Genomic DNA, 15,882 nt, shown 5'->3' on the forward strand with positions numbered 1-15,882 from the left:
ATCGCCGAAACGGGCCGGTGTCCGGTGTGGAGCAGCGCCCCGTTTCGCCAGACACAGGTCTAGGTGCGGCTCGGCCTCCCCGCGTTGACAGATATCAAAACGCTGCAGTTTTTTGAAAAATTAGGGGTTTTCAGGCGTCAGGTGTCGGGCAGGCCGACTACATCGTGATACTGGCCGCGGAAGAACAGTAGCGGCGTTCCATGCTCGCTACGATCCAGCGATTCGACCGCGCCCACGACCAGCAGATGGTCTCCAATATCTTCTACTCGTTCAACACGGCAGTCGATCCATGCAATCGCATCGTCCAGCAGTGGTTGACCTGAAGGGCTATGCCCATGGGCCAGTTCAGCAAACTTATCATCCGCTCGCGCGGCAAAACGCTTGCACAACTCAAGCTGATCGGCACCCAGCACGTTCACGCAAAACCGGCCGATTTCGGCAATCTTGGGCCAGGTCCCCGAACGCTTGTCAGGGAAAAAGCCCACCAGTGGCGGATCAAGCGAGATCGAACTGAAAGAACCGACCACCAGACCGTGGCGCTGCCCGGTATCGTCAACAGCCGTAATGACACAAACACCAGTGGGCCAGGTGCCCAACACGTTGCGGAAATGGCGAGGATCGATCATGCGCGCCTGCCTGTCGGCAAACGCGCGTTTCGTCAACCGCCTTGCCCCACGATCATCCGCTACTCGAAGAAAGCGATGCAGCGCACCTCGATGCTGGTGCGGATTTTTGCGTCCGGCAGGCTGGTATCATGGAACGCGGTATGCGGGCAGCGCCAGGTGACCGAATGGTCGCTGTCCTGAAATTTGAACAGCAGCACATCATCTGCCGCCATGTTCGAGAAATACCACCAGCGATGCCGGTCACGCTGGCGAAAGATCGTGGCGGCGATCATCTGATCCTCACCCTCGACCGGCGCGGTCAGCGCATCGCCGGTGGGAAATTCATCGACCACGAACAGGGTGTTGGACGCGGTTTCCTCATCCTCCACCGTGCGTCCGTCGCACACCGCCAGCGGCCAGTCCTGCGGCCCTTCCGAGAACGTGCGCCACAGCGAAAAGCAGATATAGCGCTTGTAACCGGGACCATCGGGGAAGCGGTCCGCATAAACACGCTGCGCGGCGCGGCGGCCTGTCACTTCGTTATAGTCGACATGGGCCTCACCCGCCGGAGGCTGAATACCGCCACTGTGTTCGTAATTTTCGACCTTCTGCTTTGCACGCTCGGAAAGGTCGGCAGACGTCCGGATCATCCACCCTTGCGCGGCGGTCCGGCTTGCCCCGCAAAGCTGGGTAACCAGCGCTTCAACCTCTGCCAGATAGAGCGCATCCACGGTAGGCTTGTCGTTGAAATCAGACACGGCGGAGCGGTGCTTGCCAAGCGTAAAGCCGTGGACATCCAGCGTGAAATGATCGCGCATGGACATACCGTCGCGCACCACGCAGGCGTAATCAGCATATTCGCCTGTGTTCATTTCGGCGCCTTGCGACACATAGCGCCGCGTCACGTAATCACCCTCAGCCAGATAGCGGATCAGCGCGGGCGCCTTGCGGGCAGTGTCTTCGACGTTGGCGGCTTCGGACGCAGCAATTGCGGTCATGGCAAACTCTCCCCGCGGCTTTGAACGCCGCCTGCCCATCAATTTACACAAATGTGTAAATCATGTCCAGTGGCTGCTCTTGCTTTGCGCGGCGCACACGACCATCTCGCCGGCATGGCCATCTCGCCCATCCTGACCGACGAACAGCTGACCGATGTGGTTGGGTGGTTCTACGCGCGGGTGCGCAAAGACGCGCTACTTGGCCCCGTGTTCAACGACGCGGTGCATGACTGGGACCGCCACTTGCACAAACTGGTGGCGTTCTGGGCATCCGTGATGAACGGTGCCGGGCGCTATCACGGCAGCCCAACACAGGCTCATGCCGCCCACGGCGACCGGATCAAACCTGAAATGTTCGACCGCTGGCTGACGCTTTGGCGCGAAACCACCAGCGAAGTTCTGCCCGTCCCTGCCGCCGCCGCCATGCAAGACCGGGCTGCACGGATGGCGGTGGCGTTAGGACGCAGCCTTCAGCGCGCCTGAGCGGGCGAAGACTTACTCTTCGCCCATCCGCAGTGCGGCGATAAAGGCTTCCTGCGGAATGCTGACATTGCCGTATTCGCGCATCCGGGCCTTGCCCTTCTTCTGCTTTTCCAGAAGCTTCTTCTTGCGGCTAATGTCACCGCCATAACACTTGGCGGTCACGTCCTTGCGCATGGCACTGATCGTTTCACGCGCCACAACCTTGCCGCCAATCGCCGCCTGAATTGGGATCTTGAACAGGTGGCGCGGGATCAGATCCTTCAACCGTTCGCACATATGCCGCCCGCGCGCTTCGGCGGCGCTGCGGTGAACGATCATCGACAGCGCATCGACCGGCTCGTTGTTGACCAGAATGCTCATCTTCACCAGATCGCCTTCCTGCAGGCCAATCTGTTCATAGTCGAAGCTGGCATAGCCACGGCTGATCGACTTCAGGCGGTCATAAAAATCGAACACCACTTCGTTGAGCGGCAGTTCATAGGTCACCTGCGCGCGTCCGCCAACGTATGTCAGCCCGGTCTGCACCCCGCGCCGATCCTGACACAGCTTGAGAATCGAACCGAGATATTCATCCGGCGTATAGATCGTGCCCTTGATCCACGGCTCTTCGATGGTGTCGATCCGGCTCGGATCAGGATAATCCGCCGGGTTGTGCAGCAAAATCTCGCGCGCATCGTCGGTGCGGCTCTTGTTCAGTTGAATGCGATAGACCACCGATGGCGCGGTGGTAATCAGATCAAGGTCATATTCGCGGCTCAGGCGTTCCTGAATGATTTCAAGGTGCAGCAGCCCCAAGAAGCCGCAGCGGAAGCCAAAGCCCAGCGCCGCGCTCGATTCCATTTCGAAGCTGAACGAGGCATCGTTCAGGCGCAGCTTGGCAATGCTTTCGCGCAGCTTTTCAAATTCCGCTGCATCGACCGGGAATATCCCGCAGAACACCACCGGCTGCACTTCCTTGAAGCCCGGCAAGGCCTGCGTAGCGCCCGCCTTGACCGTGGTGATCGTGTCGCCCACGCGGGCCTGCGCCACTTCCTTGATCTGCGCAGTGATAAAGCCGATTTCGCCGGGACCAAGTTCGTCCAGCGTCTCGATCTTCGGACGCATGCAGCCCACGCGGTCGATCAGGTGTTCGGTGCCGCCTGCCATGAACTTGACCTGCAATCCCTTGCGGATCACCCCGTCGATCACGCGCACAAGGATGACCACGCCCAGATAGGGGTCATACCACGAATCGACCAGCATTGCGGTCAGCGGCGCGGTGCGGTCGCCCTTGGGCGGCGGGATTCGCGCAACCACGGCATCCAGCACTTCTTCTATGCCGATGCCCGACTTGGCGCTGGTCATCACCGCATTGCTGGCATCCAGGCCGATCACGTCCTCGATCTCGGCCTTCACCTTTTCAGGCTCGGCGGCGGGAAGATCGATCTTGTTGATGACGGGCACGATCTCGTGATCGTGTTCGATCGATTGATAGACGTTAGCCAGCGTCTGCGCTTCCACACCCTGCGCCGCGTCCACCACCAGCAGCGCTCCTTCGCACGCGGCAAGGCTACGGCTGACTTCATAGGCAAAGTCGACGTGGCCAGGCGTGTCCATCAGGTTCAACTGATAGGTCTTGCCGTCCTTGCCGGTATAATCCAGCCGCACCGTCTGCGCCTTGATCGTGATCCCGCGCTCTTTCTCGATGTCCATGTTGTCGAGCACCTGCTCGGACATTTCACGCGCGGAAAGACCGCCCGTGAACTGGATCAGGCGGTCAGCCAGCGTCGACTTGCCATGGTCGATATGGGCAATGATGGAAAAGTTACGGATCAGCGCAAGGTCAGTCATGGCCGCGCCGTTAGCAGGTGTGCAGGCCTGAGTCACGATAGGCGTCAACTTGGCGCAACGCGCAGGCGTCTGATGTGAAATTTTTCAATCGAAAGACATTTTTATGATGTCTTTTGCCAAATTGTAACGAAACATATCTTGATTATTTTCAGATATTTGAATGAAAATTCCGGCCACCTTCCCCCTCTCAGTGCGTCACTTCACTGTCATACAACCGTCATTTTGACGGCCTAGCGGCGCGCCAAGGGCAACAGATGCCAGATGAAGCGGAGATTCTTCGAAATGACGGGCAAGGCATTCCGGGCAGCACTGGCAGCCAGCGTGTTCATAAGCGCGACCAGCATTGCACAGGCGCAGGCCGCACCACAGGATCAGGATGCGAAGATCGCCGATCTTCAGCGCCAGGTCGATGAACTGAAGGCCATCGTGCGTGCCATGCAAACCGCGCAGGCCCCCGCTGCCCCTGTTCAGATGGCAGCAGCCCCTGCGGCATCGAACGCCGCCCAACCTGTGCAGCTTGCTGCGGCAGCAACCGCGCCCGTACAGGCAGAGGCACCCGCAAAACCCGCCGAAAAGAAGAAGGCCTGGTACGAAAAGCTGCAATTGCGCGGCTATACCCAGCTTCGCATGAACGAAATCGTTTCGGGTGCCAAGAATGCTCCGTCGGGTGTTTCGCGCCTGCGTTCGGTGCAGGATTCGGGCATCAACGAAAACGGCAACTTCTCCATCCGCCGCGCCCGACTGGTCGTGCAGGGCGATATCTCGAACCGCGTCTCGCTGTATATGCAGGGCGATCTGTCCGCCGCCGTCAGCAACCAGACCGGGGGGGAATCACGCCAGAACTTCTTCCAGATGCGCGACGCCTATGCCGACGTCTATCTCGACAAGGCCAAGACGCTGAAACTGCGGTTCGGCCAATCCAAAGTGCCATTCGGATGGGAAAACCTGCAATCGTCATCCAACCGCATTCCGTTGGACCGCACCGATGCCATCAACCAGCCGGTACCGGGCGAGCGTGATCTTGGCGTCGTCGCTTATTACACGCCCAAAAAGGTGCAGGCGATCTGGGACGAACTTTCGCATGAAGGCCAGAAACTGTTCGGCAACTACGGCGCGCTGGGCTTTGGCGTCTATAATGGCCAGTCGATCAACCGGGTTGAAAAGACCGATGGCCTGATGACCGTTGCCATGGCCACCATGCCCATCCGGCTCGATGGCCTTGGCGGCATCTTCGAAGGTCAGGTGGCCGAATTCGGCGCGTCGGGCATGCTCAACAAGTTCAAGCCCGAAATCCGCGCAGGCGGCGTTTCGGCTGTGGCCTACAAGGATAATCATGTCGGCGTACATGCGATGATCTATCCCCGCCCCTTCGGCATTCAGGCCGAATGGACATGGGGCCAAGGGCCGCAATGGGATGCCGCCACCAGTTCGATCCAGGTAAAGGACACCAGCGGCGGCTATGTCATGGCGACGTTCCGCGTGCCGGAATCCCCCATTGGACAGATCATCCCCTTCGCCCGCTACCAGCATTATCGCGGCGGGTGGAAAGCCGCCACCAACGCCCCGCGCCTGGAAACCGACGAATACGAACTGGGCGTCGAATGGCTGCCGCTCAAGGAACTCGAAGTCACGCTCGGCTATGCCAATGTCAGCCGCAGCGAGGCTGACGAACGGCGGACCGGCCGCGCCAAGGGCGACCTGGTCCGCGCGCAAGTGCAATGGAACTACTGACCGGGGCTACCCGGCTCGCTCTCAGGCAGCAGCGGAATATCCGCTGGAAAGGCGGAATACCGACTGTGCCTGCGATCCGTTGACGAAACGGACGCGATAGAGGTTCGCATTGCCAAAGGCACCGGTCAGACGGACAGCCAGTTGCGTTCCGCTGTTTGCGGCAACGGGCGCACTGGCAACCGTCAGGTAAGACGCGCCACTATCCAGCGATTGCTCCATATACAGTGTACCAGCCGCATCGGCACAGGCGGTTGCCACGAACGAGTTATAGTTGCTCAAGGTGCATGGTCGCCCGGTGCCGGTAAAAGCACCACTGGCGGCCAGCGCCACCGTACTGTCGGTATAGCCGCTGCCACCATTCAGGCCGCCCGACACCGAAACCGTACCGATCGACGCCGATCCGCCGGCAAGCGAAGTATGCGTCGCATTTGCCGGACGCCGCTTGAGCGCCAGAACGACCGCTACCGTGCCGCTGCCATAGGTCTGCACGCGGGCGCGCACGAAAGCCGCGCTGGAAACAAAGGTATAGATGCCCGCCGCCGTTGTGGTGAGCACAGGTGCCGCCGTGGCCGAACTGGCCGACAACACCGGCAAAGCCAGCCAGTTGGTTTCGTCGTTCGACTGTTCATAGGCGATGGTGCAACCCGTGCCCGCCGTCACCACCTGAAACGCGCCGCCGCCAAAACCCGCCATGCCCGATGACACGACGCCTGCGGCCGATGTTGCGCTGCCGCTGATCGTCTGGCCATCAGCCACATCATCGACAAACACATTGCCGATATGGTTGGTCCCCGCAGGCAAAGCGCCGCCCACCTTTGAATAAATTGCCGAAAGCCAGCCGGTCAGACCGCTGCCACCGGCGGGCATGGCGGTGCCGGTGACGGGAACACCCGCCGGTTCAAGGTTTGCCTGATCGCTGGCCACTGTCACCGCCAGACTTTGCGCCATGGCATTCTGGCCGATCTGGATCTTGCCCAACAGGCGCTTGGTCAGGGCGATCAGGCTGGCCGGGCCTGTATCGCTGGTCGCTGCAGGATCATCGCCTGCGCCAATCGCACCTTGCGGGCTTTGCAGGCTTTCGCCCAGCACGACAGGCAATGGAGTGGATGCGCTTACCACTTGGGTCGAACCGTCAGCATGGGCAAAAGCGACCGCACTGACCGGGGTGAACTGGGCCGGAAAGGTAATCTGGGGATTTGGCATCGATGTCTCCGATGGGTTCTGGAACAATCGACCGAAGCAGATAACCATTTTGGTTCGTGTAGGAAAACGGAATGTTTCCCGTCAGCAGACGGCATTCGTCGCATAGACCGCACGTCGCATCGCAGTTCCGCAGGATTTTTTGTACGTTCATCTGGCGTTGTGGATCGCCCGGCGAAGTTTGTCGTTGTCAGGTTCAAGTCCGCCCAGCGGGCAAACGAATTATAGGGAGTTACCCATGAAGAAGACCATTCTGGCAGCCACTCTTGCCGCCATCGCCATTCCCGCAGCCCCGGCCCTTGCCGCGCCGCCCTCGTGGGCACCGGCGCATGGTTATCATCAGGTGCGCGGTGGCGATCGTGATCGCATTTACGACAACCGTGGCCGTTATGTTGAGCCGCGCCGCATCAGCCGCAACGATCAGGTCTGGCGCGGGCGTGATGGCCGTTACTACTGCAAGCGCAACAATGGCACGACGGGCCTGATCGTCGGTGCGGCTGGCGGCGCATTGCTGGGCCGTGCCATCGATACCCGTGGCGAACGTGCGACCGGTACCATTCTGGGTGCGGTCGGCGGTGCTCTACTGGGCCGCGAAATCGAACGCAGCGGTGGCCGCTGCCGTTAATCGATCGCCTGCAAAGTTTCGCTCCACAAAAGGGCGGGGTCACACGGCCCCGCCCTTTTTACATCATTTCCCGCGCAGTTCACGTACTAGCGCCGGAGCCGGATAGATCACTTCAAGCGCCTGCTGCACCGCGGCTGCGCTCACCACCACCGTCCGGTTCACATCGGCCTGATAGCCATAGTTTCCGCCGATGGAATGAATGTTTCCATCAAACGCCGCACCAATCACGCTGCCGTCACGGTCGATCACCGGCGATCCGGAATTGCCACCGATAATGTCGTTGGTGGTGACAAAATCAAACACCGTAGCCTTGTCGATCTTCGCCTGCGCTGCGGCAAACCCCTTGGCGATATCAAACGGTTCCGCCCCGGTCGCCCGGTCGAAAGCACCGCCCATGGTCGTCATAGGCGCAACCTGCTGGCCCCGCTCGACCCAGCCCTGCACGTTGCCGTAACTAATCCGCAGCGTGAACGTCGCATCCGGGTAGATCGTGCTGCCATATGCCGCAAACCGCGCATCAGCGAGCCTTGCGCCAGCCTCCGCCAGTGGCCCGGTGTAACGCTCGTCCACCAGCCGCTTCAACTCCCGCTCCCGCGCATCAACCTTGCGCGCGTAAACGATCAGCGGATCGCTCGACGCTTCCACCGCCTTGCGGCCGCCATCCCACAGCGCCTTGCGCACCGCAGGATCAGCCAGCGCCGTGCCGCCCACCAACCGTTCAGCCAGCGCTTCAGGCGATTCCCGGCCCAACATAAGCCGGGTATCGGCATCGTCCGCCCCCAGATATTCCCGCGCCTTGGACAGGCTCCATCCCATCTCAACCTGTTCCAGCCAGGGATAGACCGGCGCATCGTCCAGCAGGGTCTTCGTGGTCAATTCCAGATCGCTGTCAGTGTACCCCGGCAGGCGATCCGCATTGGGTTTCTCGCGCTCTTCCGCACCTTGCACCAGCGTCTGCGCATATCCCATCAGCGTGCCCGACGGCACGATGAAGCGCCACGGCAGATAGATATCCCGATAGGCCTTCACCGCCTTCGCGGTATCCGCCCAAGGATCGCCCAGCCCCGGCAGATTGCCCGCCTTTGCTTTCATATCTGCTTCGGCATCGACCAGCATTTTGGCAAATACCGGATCATTCAGCGCCTTTTGCCGGCCGATATAGACCTTCAGACTGTTCTCGATGCCGAACAGCGTATCGGCCCCTTCGCGCTTTGCCTGCACGCTTTCTTCCATCGCCGCGATCAGCCGCCCGCGCAGTTCGGACAGGATCGTGGTCGTCAGCGGCAGCGACACCTCACGCTGAAACGCCAGCTGTTCTCCCGTGAACAATCGCTGCGTCGATCCGGGGTTGCCCACCACAAATGTCGGCTCACCTTCCTTGGGCGCGCGCGGGTTCCATTTCAGAAACGCCTTCACCTCTACCGGCTTACCGTTGTCATATGCCCGCAAGAACGCTGCATCCAATGCATAGCGCGGATAGTTGAAGTTGTCCGGGTCACCGCCAAAGAACGCCGCCTGAAATTCGGGCGCCCACGCCAACCGCACATCGGAATACTTGGTATAGGTGTAAAGCCGGTATTGCCCCCCGCCAAACAGCGTCACCACTTCGCACCGCGTCCTGCCAGTATCGGCACAGCCCTCCTGCTCAATCCGTGCCACTTGCGCATCCCGCGCCCTGACCAGCGCCTCACCGCTCAGACCGCCGATTGCCTGCTTGATGCGCGCGGTCACATCCGTGATCGCGGTCACCACTTCGGCCTGCTGCCCCGGACACTTCAGTTCATCTTCTCGCCGCGCCGGGATAAAACCTTCTTTCAGGAAATCCTTCTGATCGGTTGAATTGTCCTGAGCACATTCCACCACGCAATGATGGTTGGTCAGGATCAGCCCTTCCCCGGATACGAAGCTGGCCGAACACCCACCGGTCAACCGCACGGCTGCCGCCTGCACCCGCGCCAGCCACGGGCCATCCGGCGCCCATCCGTAATCGGCCTGCATCTTTGCCGTCGGAAAGGCATCCAGCGTCCACATTCCCTCATCAGCAAGAACCACGCCGGGCAACAGCGCCCATACCGCTGCCACAGCAACGGTCGTGCAATAACGATATCGACCCATGATCTTCACACCCGGCATGGTTTCATCTGCAATCGCTTCGTGTTGCACAAGCGGCCTTGCGTGAAAAGCCACCTTGCGCTGAGGTTAACCATACCCCGATCAATTAATCCTTGCGACAGAACAGATTGCGCATACCTTTGTTTTTATGTGGATGCTGGACCAGATGCTCAAACGGCTGATCCGCAAGGGTCAGCTGATCGTGATCGACCATGATGGAACGCACTATGCCTATGGCGATCCTGCTGCCCTCCCCCTAGCCATCCGGTTGACCGACAGCGGCGCGGCCCTGCACATCGCCCGCGATCCCCGCGTCGGCGCGGGTGAAGCCTATATGGATGGCCGCCTTGTGGTCGAGCCGCCGCATGACATCCGCGACATGATCCTGCTGGTCATGCGCAATGCCAGTTCCGGCAGCGGCATTGACCGGAAAGGCCCGTTCCGCCGTCTGGCGCAAGCCATGGTGGCCAAGGCCGACCAGATCAATCTGCGCGCCAAAGCGTCGAGCAATGTCGTCCACCATTATGACCTGACGCGCCAGTTCTACGAACTGTTCCTGGATGAAGACCGCCAATATACCATGGCCTACTTCCGCGATCCGGAAAACACGCTGGAACGCGCGCAAATTGACAAGAAAGCCCTGATCGCGGCCAAGCTCCGCCTCTCCCCGGAACAGAGCGCCGGAATGCGGGTACTCGACATCGGCTGTGGCTGGGGCGGCCTCGCGCTCTATCTCAATCGACACTTCGGCTGCGAAGTCCTCGGCGTCAGCCTTGCGCCAGATCAGGTCCGCTTTGCGCAAGAACGCGCGCAGGCCGCAGGCGTGGCCGACAAGGTGAAATTCCAGCTCATCGACTACCGCGACGTTACCGGCACGTTCGACCGCATCACCAGCGTCGGCATGATCGAACACGTCGGCTCCCCCCATTTCGGCGAATATTTCGCCAAGACCAACGACCTGCTCGATCCGCAAGGAATCATGCTCACCCACACCATTGGCCGCACCGGCCCTCCGGGCACGACCGACAAGTGGACGCGCAAATACATCTTCCCCGGCGGTTATATCCCGGCGATGAGCGAACTGGTTGCCGCGCTTGAAAAAAACGGTTGGGAAGTGGGCGACATCGAAGTCCTGCGCTACCACTACGCCCACACGCTGGCCGAATGGTATCGCCGCGCCACGCTGCACCGTGAAGAGATCATCGCCCTGTATGACGAACGCCTGTTCCGCATGTGGCAATTCTACCTTGCCGGGGCTGAACAAAGCTTCCGCCACGGCAGCATGGTCAACTTCCACATTCAAAGCGTGAAAAGCCGCAGCGCCCTGCCCATGACGCGCGACTATATCCAGACCGAAGCCGCGCGCCTTTCCGCAATGGATGAAGCGCCGGAATGGCACCTGGCGAAACGCACCGACGCACTTTTCACAAGCGAATAATCTTGCCGTTGCCTTGCCTGCGATGGGTTGTTAGTCACGCTAACTAAATCAGACCGCAGGCAGGAACCCCGCATGACCACACCCGTCCCCACCGCCGCCGATCTTTCCGGTGAAATCCAGCGCATCTTCGCCTTGCAGCAAGATCACCAGTGGGCGGTAAAGGCGTCCACGGCCGCCCAGCGCAAGGAAAAGCTGGCCAAGCTCAAAGCCGTGGTCGAAGCCCATACCGACGCCATCATCGCCGCCGTGCTCGAAGATACGCGCAAGCCGGTCGGCGAAATCCGCGTGACCGAAGTGCTCAACGTCGTCGGCAATATTCAGCGCAACATCGACAATCTCGATGCGTGGATGACCCCCACCGAAGTCACCCCTTCCATGAACCCGGCGGATCGCGCGCAGATCATTTATGAAGCGCGCGGCGTGTGCCTCATCCTCGGCCCATGGAACTTTCCGCTCGGCCTCACGCTTGGCCCCGTGGCCGCAGCCATCGCCGCAGGCAACACCTGCATGGTCAAGCTCACCGACCTGTGCCCCGCCACCGCCCGCGTCGCCGCTTCGATCATCAGCGAAGCCTTTGATGAAAACGAGGTTGCGCTGTTCGAAGGCGACGTATCGGTCGCCACCGCCTTGCTCGACCTGCCCTTCAACCACATCTTCTTTACCGGCAGCACCCGCGTCGGCAAGATCGTGATGGCGGCTGCGGCAAAGCACCTCACCAGCGTCACGCTCGAACTCGGCGGCAAATCGCCCGTCATCATCGACGACAGCGCCGACATCAATCAGATCGCCGCCCAGCTTGCCGCCGCAAAGCAGTTCAATGGCGGGCAGGCCTGCATCAGCCCCGACTATGTTTTCGTCAAGGAAGACAAGAAGGCCGCGCTGGTCGAAGGCTTCAAGGCCAACGTCCAGAAAAACCTTTATGACGAACAGGGCCAGTTCAAGAAGGACAGCATCGCCCAGATCGTCAACGCGGCGAATTTCGCCCGCGTAAAGGGCATGTTCGATGATGCCGTGGAAAAGGGCGCAACCGTGGCCGCTGGCGGTGTGCTGGAAGAGGCTGACCTCACCATCCACCCCACCATGCTCACCGATGTCACCCCGCAGATGAAAATCCTGCAGGATGAAATCTTCGCGCCGGTGATCCCGGTAATGACCTATGAAAACCTCGATCAGGCCATCGATTACATCCAATCGCGCGACAAGCCGCTGGCGCTGTATGTTTACAGCAACGATGAAGCCAATGTCGAAAAGGTGCTGTCAGAAACCTCGTCCGGCGGCGTCACCGTCAACGGCGTGTTCTCGCACTATCTGGAAAACAATCTGCCCTTCGGTGGCGTGAACCACTCCGGCATGGGCAGCTACCACGGCTACTTCGGCTTCAAATGCTTCAGCCACGAACGCGCAGTTTACCGGCATCAATGAATGGATGACGGGGGCAGTGCAAATGCATCTGCCCCCTGTATCCGTAAAAATGCTGCTAATATTCGTTCCTTAATTTAGCTCTGGAAACATGTCTATCCTCCGCTAAACTCGGCCCTATCATGGGTCAAAATTTGTCTTCCGATGCAGCAAAAACCGAAGCCGAGCGCCTGCTCCGCATGGCTGTCTCTTTGTTGGATAGTACCGGCTGCTTTCTCGCCGCCGCTTATGTCGACCATGCGATCGAACATCTGGCCGAATCCGTTTCCGCTCCGATCAAGGATCTTTCACTGTCTGACCTCGGCATGATGGACCCGCTGCCCGGAAGTGCGCAGTGTTGGAACGAGATTGTTGAACGGTAATCTGCAAAAGGTTTGCAACTGTGGGCCAATTTGATTCCCAATCTCATGAAATTTCGAAATTGATCCTTGAAATATCATCAATTGGCAATGAAATTCGAGAAATCCGAGAATTTATCACTTCATCGTCAATTATATCGCCCCATAAGTCGTGTAATTCTGATTATGATTTGGGCATATTTGCGAAGAAACTTTACCTTTCCCGTCGCGATCGAGAAAGCAATTTTCCATCACCGGGTATGTTCCATGACCCGGCTTGGGATATTCTTTTAGATATGTTCATATCGTATTCTGAAAATAAGTTTATTTCTGTAACGGACGCAACATTGGCCGGACAAGTTCCCGCAACCACCGCGCTAAGATGGCTATGGAGCCTTGAAAAGGCAGGCATGATAGAGCGCAAGCCAGACAACAGCGACAAGCGACGCAGCTTCGTAACACTTACCGAAGCGGGACTATCTCATATGCGGCAAATCTTGCAGGCGATGGATAAACGGATGACAAGCCCGCTGTTGCCGCGGTAAAATAATCCTTCACGATAGCACGTTCCGACACCACCAGTCCCGAACTTATCGCCCATCCAGTTACCCGTCGTTTCGCCAATCTCGACCCAGAATCTCATCGGGCTGGCGCGCATCAGGTTGATGAGATCGTCAACTTCGGTGCCCTTGATCTGCCCGCCGAACAGGCCGCGCCCTGTCAGGTCGGTGAACGTGACAATCGTGTCGATGGCCGTCTTGCCCGCGCCAATCGGATCGATCGCCAGCAGATAACGGAACGCGGCGGCAAAGCACGGATCGTTTGCTGCCGCAGGGTTTGCGGCATAGAGCATTTCCTGCATCGCGTTCAGGAAGCCGCCCACCGGGCACGCCGCGCCCATGGCGTGGCATAGAATTCGGAAAATCCGGGGCCAAACCGGCCTGCCCGGAAATGGGCTATCACCACAACCTCCGTCGCCAACACCTGCACCACCAGCGCAATATTGCCCAATGATTTGAGCGCCAGCACGACTTTCGTGGTCGCGCCCCATGACCGCATGATGTCCCGCGCGGCATCCAGCCCCACCGCACGGCTGGTCAGGATCGTCACGATATAATCGCCGGATTTGAAGCCCACTTGCAGCGCGTTGTTGATGCCCATCATCGCCTCGACCGCGTATTGCACCGCGCCTTGGCCGTTAAGGATCATTTTCAGCGTCTGAATTTCGTTTTCGGCAAGATAGCCAAGGAAATCCTGCACCGGTGTTGTGGCAGGGCGCTCCTGCAACTGCGCCCGCAACATTGTCGGCCGCTATTGTTCGATGGCGGACAAACCGGCCACTGCTCTCGTTCCCGGCGTTGCTCCCGACGTTCCGGGCGCAAGGGCAGGCCTGGTTGACTGACGCGTCCAGATGCCTTCGGACTGTGCCGTGTTCAGAGCCGCCAGCGTGCGGCCATTGGGGTCAACGCGCGAATCCGCCGGTCGCAACCTCACCACGTTGGCCTGGAAATCACCGATCATGGCCTTGGTTTTCGGCCCGACAAGCCCATCCACCACCAGCTGGACGCGCGATGCCCGCCACACGGGCAGACAGGCACATCACGCCTTGGCCAGAAAGCGGCAAAAGGTTGCGATGTTGGACCTCGCCTGTTAGGCGCGCGGCGCGTAATTCACGGGAGTCGCAGCGCTCATGTCCGATATCAAGAAGGTCGTTCTCGCCTATTCCGGCGGCCTCGACACCTCCGTCATCCTCAAGTGGCTGCAGGTCACCTACAATTGCGAAGTCGTGACTTTCACGGCGGATCTTGGTCAAGGTGAGGAACTGGAGCCTGCGCGGGCCAAGGCCAAGCTGATGGGCGTGCCCGATCAGAACATCTATATCGATGATCTGCGCGAAGAATTCGTGCGCGATTTCGTCTTCCCGATGATGCGCGCCAATGCACGCTACGAAGGCGATTATCTGCTGGGCACCTCCATCGCCCGCCCGCTGATCTCCAAGCGTCTGATCGAAATTGCGCGCGAAACCGGGGCCGATGCCGTGTCACACGGCGCCACCGGCAAGGGCAACGATCAGGTTCGGTTTGAACTGTCGGCCTATGCGCTTGAACCCGGCATCAAGGTCATCGCTCCGTGGCGCGAGTGGGATCTGACCAGCCGCACCGCGCTGATCGCCTGGGCCGAAGCGCACCAGATTCCGGTGCCCAAGGACAAGCGCGGCGAAAGCCCGTTCAGCACCGACGCCAACCTGCTGCACACTTCGTCCGAAGGCAAGGTGCTGGAAGATCCGTGGCAGGAAACCCCGGACTATGTCTATTCGCGCACCGTCAACCCGGAAGACGCGCCCGATCAGCCCGAATACATCACCATCGATTTCCAGCGCGGCGATGGCGTCGCGCTGAACGGTCAGGCGATGTCGCCCGCCACCCTGCTCGCCGCGCTCAACGATCTGGGCCGCAAGCATGGCATTGGACGTCTGGACCTTGTCGAAAACCGCTTTGTCGGCATGAAGAGCCGCGGGATGTATGAAACGCCGGGTGGCGAAATCTATGCCCGCGCCCATCGCGGCATTGAAAGCATCACGCTGGACCGGGGTGCCGCGCACCTCAAGGACGAGCTGATGCCCAAGTATGCCGAGCTGATCTACAATGGCTTCTGGTTCGCGCCCGAACGCGAAATGCTGCAGGCCGCGATCGATCATTCGCAGGCCCGCGTGAACGGCACCGTGCGGCTGAAGCTGTACAAGGGCAGCGCGTGGGTGGTGGGCCGCCAGTCGCCCGACAGCCTGTATTCCGAACGCCACGTGACGTTTGAAGACGATGCGGGCGCATATGACCAGAAGGACGCGGCAGGCTTTATCAAGCTGAACGCGCTGCGGTTGCGGCTGCTGGCACAACAGGGCCGCTGATCCGCACCGGATATCGGCCCGAAAGGTTCGGGCGAACAAGCGGGGGCTGGCAGCGATGCCGGCCCCTTTTTGCTGCGCTCTTCCCCGTTTTGCCGTTCCCCGTTTTGCCGGCCCTCGCGTTGCCGATCTGGGCCGGGGTTTACAGGGTTTACACAGTCCAGTGAACGCATGGCCGGCGGGGCGGCGGATTTGTATTCC

Annotated in this window: 15 protein-coding genes; 8 read left to right on the forward strand and 7 right to left on the reverse strand. The window is 59.9% G+C overall.

Features of this window, described 5'->3' with window-relative positions; genetic code table 11:
• Positions 1-137 precede the first annotated feature (137 nt).
• Both OVA07_RS14720 and OVA07_RS14725 read right to left on the reverse strand, forming a co-directional pair.
• The gene (locus OVA07_RS14720; protein WP_268172233.1) at positions 138-626 is read right to left on the reverse strand and encodes a flavin reductase family protein; all 489 of its coding nucleotides are present in this window, start codon (positions 624-626) and stop codon (positions 138-140) included.
• Between the two features lie 59 nt (positions 627-685).
• A complete protein-coding gene (locus OVA07_RS14725; protein ID WP_268172234.1) occupies positions 686-1,603 on the reverse strand; it encodes a CmcJ/NvfI family oxidoreductase in 918 nt (305 codons plus the stop codon).
• Positions 1,604-1,672: 69 nt separating this feature from the next.
• Here OVA07_RS14725 and OVA07_RS14730 point away from each other — a divergent pair, with 69 nt between their 5' ends.
• Positions 1,673-2,086, forward strand: a complete 414-nt coding sequence (locus OVA07_RS14730) for a group III truncated hemoglobin (protein WP_268172235.1) — start codon at positions 1,673-1,675, stop codon at positions 2,084-2,086.
• Between the two features lie 12 nt (positions 2,087-2,098).
• Here the strand turns inward: OVA07_RS14730 and lepA are convergent, their stop codons facing one another.
• On the reverse strand, positions 2,099-3,916 hold the full coding sequence (gene lepA, locus OVA07_RS14735) for a translation elongation factor 4 (protein WP_268172236.1): 1,818 nt from the start codon (positions 3,914-3,916) through the stop codon (positions 2,099-2,101).
• 261 nt (positions 3,917-4,177) lie between these two features.
• On the opposite strand from lepA, the gene OVA07_RS14740 reads away from it, so the two are divergent.
• Positions 4,178-5,647, forward strand: coding sequence for a porin (locus OVA07_RS14740; RefSeq protein WP_268172237.1), 1,470 nt, complete (start codon positions 4,178-4,180; stop codon positions 5,645-5,647).
• A gap of 21 nt (positions 5,648-5,668) precedes the next feature.
• On the opposite strand, the gene OVA07_RS14745 is transcribed toward OVA07_RS14740, so the two are convergent.
• Positions 5,669-6,850, reverse strand: a complete 1,182-nt coding sequence (locus OVA07_RS14745) for a hypothetical protein (protein WP_268172239.1) — start codon at positions 6,848-6,850, stop codon at positions 5,669-5,671.
• Between the two features lie 235 nt (positions 6,851-7,085).
• On the opposite strand from OVA07_RS14745, the gene OVA07_RS14750 reads away from it, so the two are divergent.
• Positions 7,086-7,472, forward strand: a complete 387-nt coding sequence (locus OVA07_RS14750) for a glycine zipper 2TM domain-containing protein (RefSeq protein ID WP_268172240.1) — start codon at positions 7,086-7,088, stop codon at positions 7,470-7,472.
• A gap of 63 nt (positions 7,473-7,535) precedes the next feature.
• On the opposite strand, the gene OVA07_RS14755 is transcribed toward OVA07_RS14750, so the two are convergent.
• Positions 7,536-9,587: a S46 family peptidase gene (locus OVA07_RS14755; RefSeq protein ID WP_268172241.1), complete on the reverse strand. Its 2,052-nt coding sequence runs from the start codon at positions 9,585-9,587 to the stop codon at positions 7,536-7,538.
• 145 nt (positions 9,588-9,732) lie between these two features.
• Here OVA07_RS14755 and OVA07_RS14760 point away from each other — a divergent pair, with 145 nt between their 5' ends.
• The 4 genes from OVA07_RS14760 (at position 9,733) to OVA07_RS14775 (ending at position 13,324) form a co-directional block, all read left to right on the forward strand.
• On the forward strand, positions 9,733-11,022 hold the full coding sequence (locus OVA07_RS14760) for an SAM-dependent methyltransferase (protein WP_268172242.1): 1,290 nt from the start codon (positions 9,733-9,735) through the stop codon (positions 11,020-11,022).
• 72 nt (positions 11,023-11,094) lie between these two features.
• Entirely contained in the window at positions 11,095-12,444 is a 1,350-nt protein-coding gene (locus OVA07_RS14765; RefSeq protein ID WP_268172243.1) for an aldehyde dehydrogenase family protein, read from the forward strand.
• A gap of 131 nt (positions 12,445-12,575) precedes the next feature.
• On the forward strand, positions 12,576-12,803 hold the full coding sequence (locus tag OVA07_RS14770; protein WP_268172244.1) for a hypothetical protein: 228 nt from the start codon (positions 12,576-12,578) through the stop codon (positions 12,801-12,803).
• A 59-nt stretch (positions 12,804-12,862) separates the two neighbouring features.
• On the forward strand, positions 12,863-13,324 hold the full coding sequence (locus OVA07_RS14775) for a winged helix DNA-binding protein (protein WP_268172245.1): 462 nt from the start codon (positions 12,863-12,865) through the stop codon (positions 13,322-13,324).
• Here OVA07_RS14775 and OVA07_RS14780 read toward each other — a convergent pair.
• Both OVA07_RS14780 and OVA07_RS14785 read right to left on the reverse strand, forming a co-directional pair.
• A complete protein-coding gene (locus OVA07_RS14780) occupies positions 13,261-13,662 on the reverse strand; it encodes a hypothetical protein (RefSeq protein WP_268172246.1) in 402 nt (133 codons plus the stop codon). The two genes, OVA07_RS14775 and OVA07_RS14780, sit on opposite strands and share 64 nt — an antisense overlap.
• On the reverse strand, positions 13,647-14,081 hold the full coding sequence (locus OVA07_RS14785; RefSeq protein WP_268172247.1) for a hypothetical protein: 435 nt from the start codon (positions 14,079-14,081) through the stop codon (positions 13,647-13,649). The genes OVA07_RS14780 and OVA07_RS14785 overlap by 16 nt, the downstream gene beginning before the upstream one ends.
• Before the next feature lie 388 nt (positions 14,082-14,469).
• Between OVA07_RS14785 and OVA07_RS14790 the strand changes: the two genes are divergently transcribed.
• Positions 14,470-15,684, forward strand: coding sequence for an argininosuccinate synthase (locus tag OVA07_RS14790; RefSeq protein WP_268172248.1), 1,215 nt, complete (start codon positions 14,470-14,472; stop codon positions 15,682-15,684).
• The last annotated feature ends 198 nt before the right edge of the window (positions 15,685-15,882 follow it).

Origin of the sequence: Novosphingobium sp. SL115, from assembly GCF_026672515.1 — a bacterium.
Lineage (GTDB): Bacteria > Pseudomonadota > Alphaproteobacteria > Sphingomonadales > Sphingomonadaceae > Novosphingobium.

Coding starts and splice junctions, on each gene's coding strand:
- OVA07_RS14745 (WP_268172239.1), bottom strand. CDS start 6,850: ATGCCAAATCCCCAGATTACCTTTCCGGCCCAGTTCACCCCGGTCAGT.
- OVA07_RS14790 (WP_268172248.1), top strand. CDS start 14,470: ATGTCCGATATCAAGAAGGTCGTTCTCGCCTATTCCGGCGGCCTCGAC.
- OVA07_RS14740 (WP_268172237.1), top strand. CDS start 4,178: ATGAAGCGGAGATTCTTCGAAATGACGGGCAAGGCATTCCGGGCAGCA.
- OVA07_RS14760 (WP_268172242.1), top strand. CDS start 9,733: ATGTGGATGCTGGACCAGATGCTCAAACGGCTGATCCGCAAGGGTCAG.
- OVA07_RS14785 (WP_268172247.1), bottom strand. CDS start 14,081: ATGTTGCGGGCGCAGTTGCAGGAGCGCCCTGCCACAACACCGGTGCAG.
- OVA07_RS14750 (WP_268172240.1), top strand. CDS start 7,086: ATGAAGAAGACCATTCTGGCAGCCACTCTTGCCGCCATCGCCATTCCC.
- OVA07_RS14765 (WP_268172243.1), top strand. CDS start 11,095: ATGACCACACCCGTCCCCACCGCCGCCGATCTTTCCGGTGAAATCCAG.
- OVA07_RS14725 (WP_268172234.1), bottom strand. CDS start 1,603: ATGACCGCAATTGCTGCGTCCGAAGCCGCCAACGTCGAAGACACTGCC.
- lepA (WP_268172236.1), bottom strand. CDS start 3,916: ATGACTGACCTTGCGCTGATCCGTAACTTTTCCATCATTGCCCATATC.
- OVA07_RS14755 (WP_268172241.1), bottom strand. CDS start 9,587: ATGGGTCGATATCGTTATTGCACGACCGTTGCTGTGGCAGCGGTATGG.
- OVA07_RS14720 (WP_268172233.1), bottom strand. CDS start 626: ATGATCGATCCTCGCCATTTCCGCAACGTGTTGGGCACCTGGCCCACT.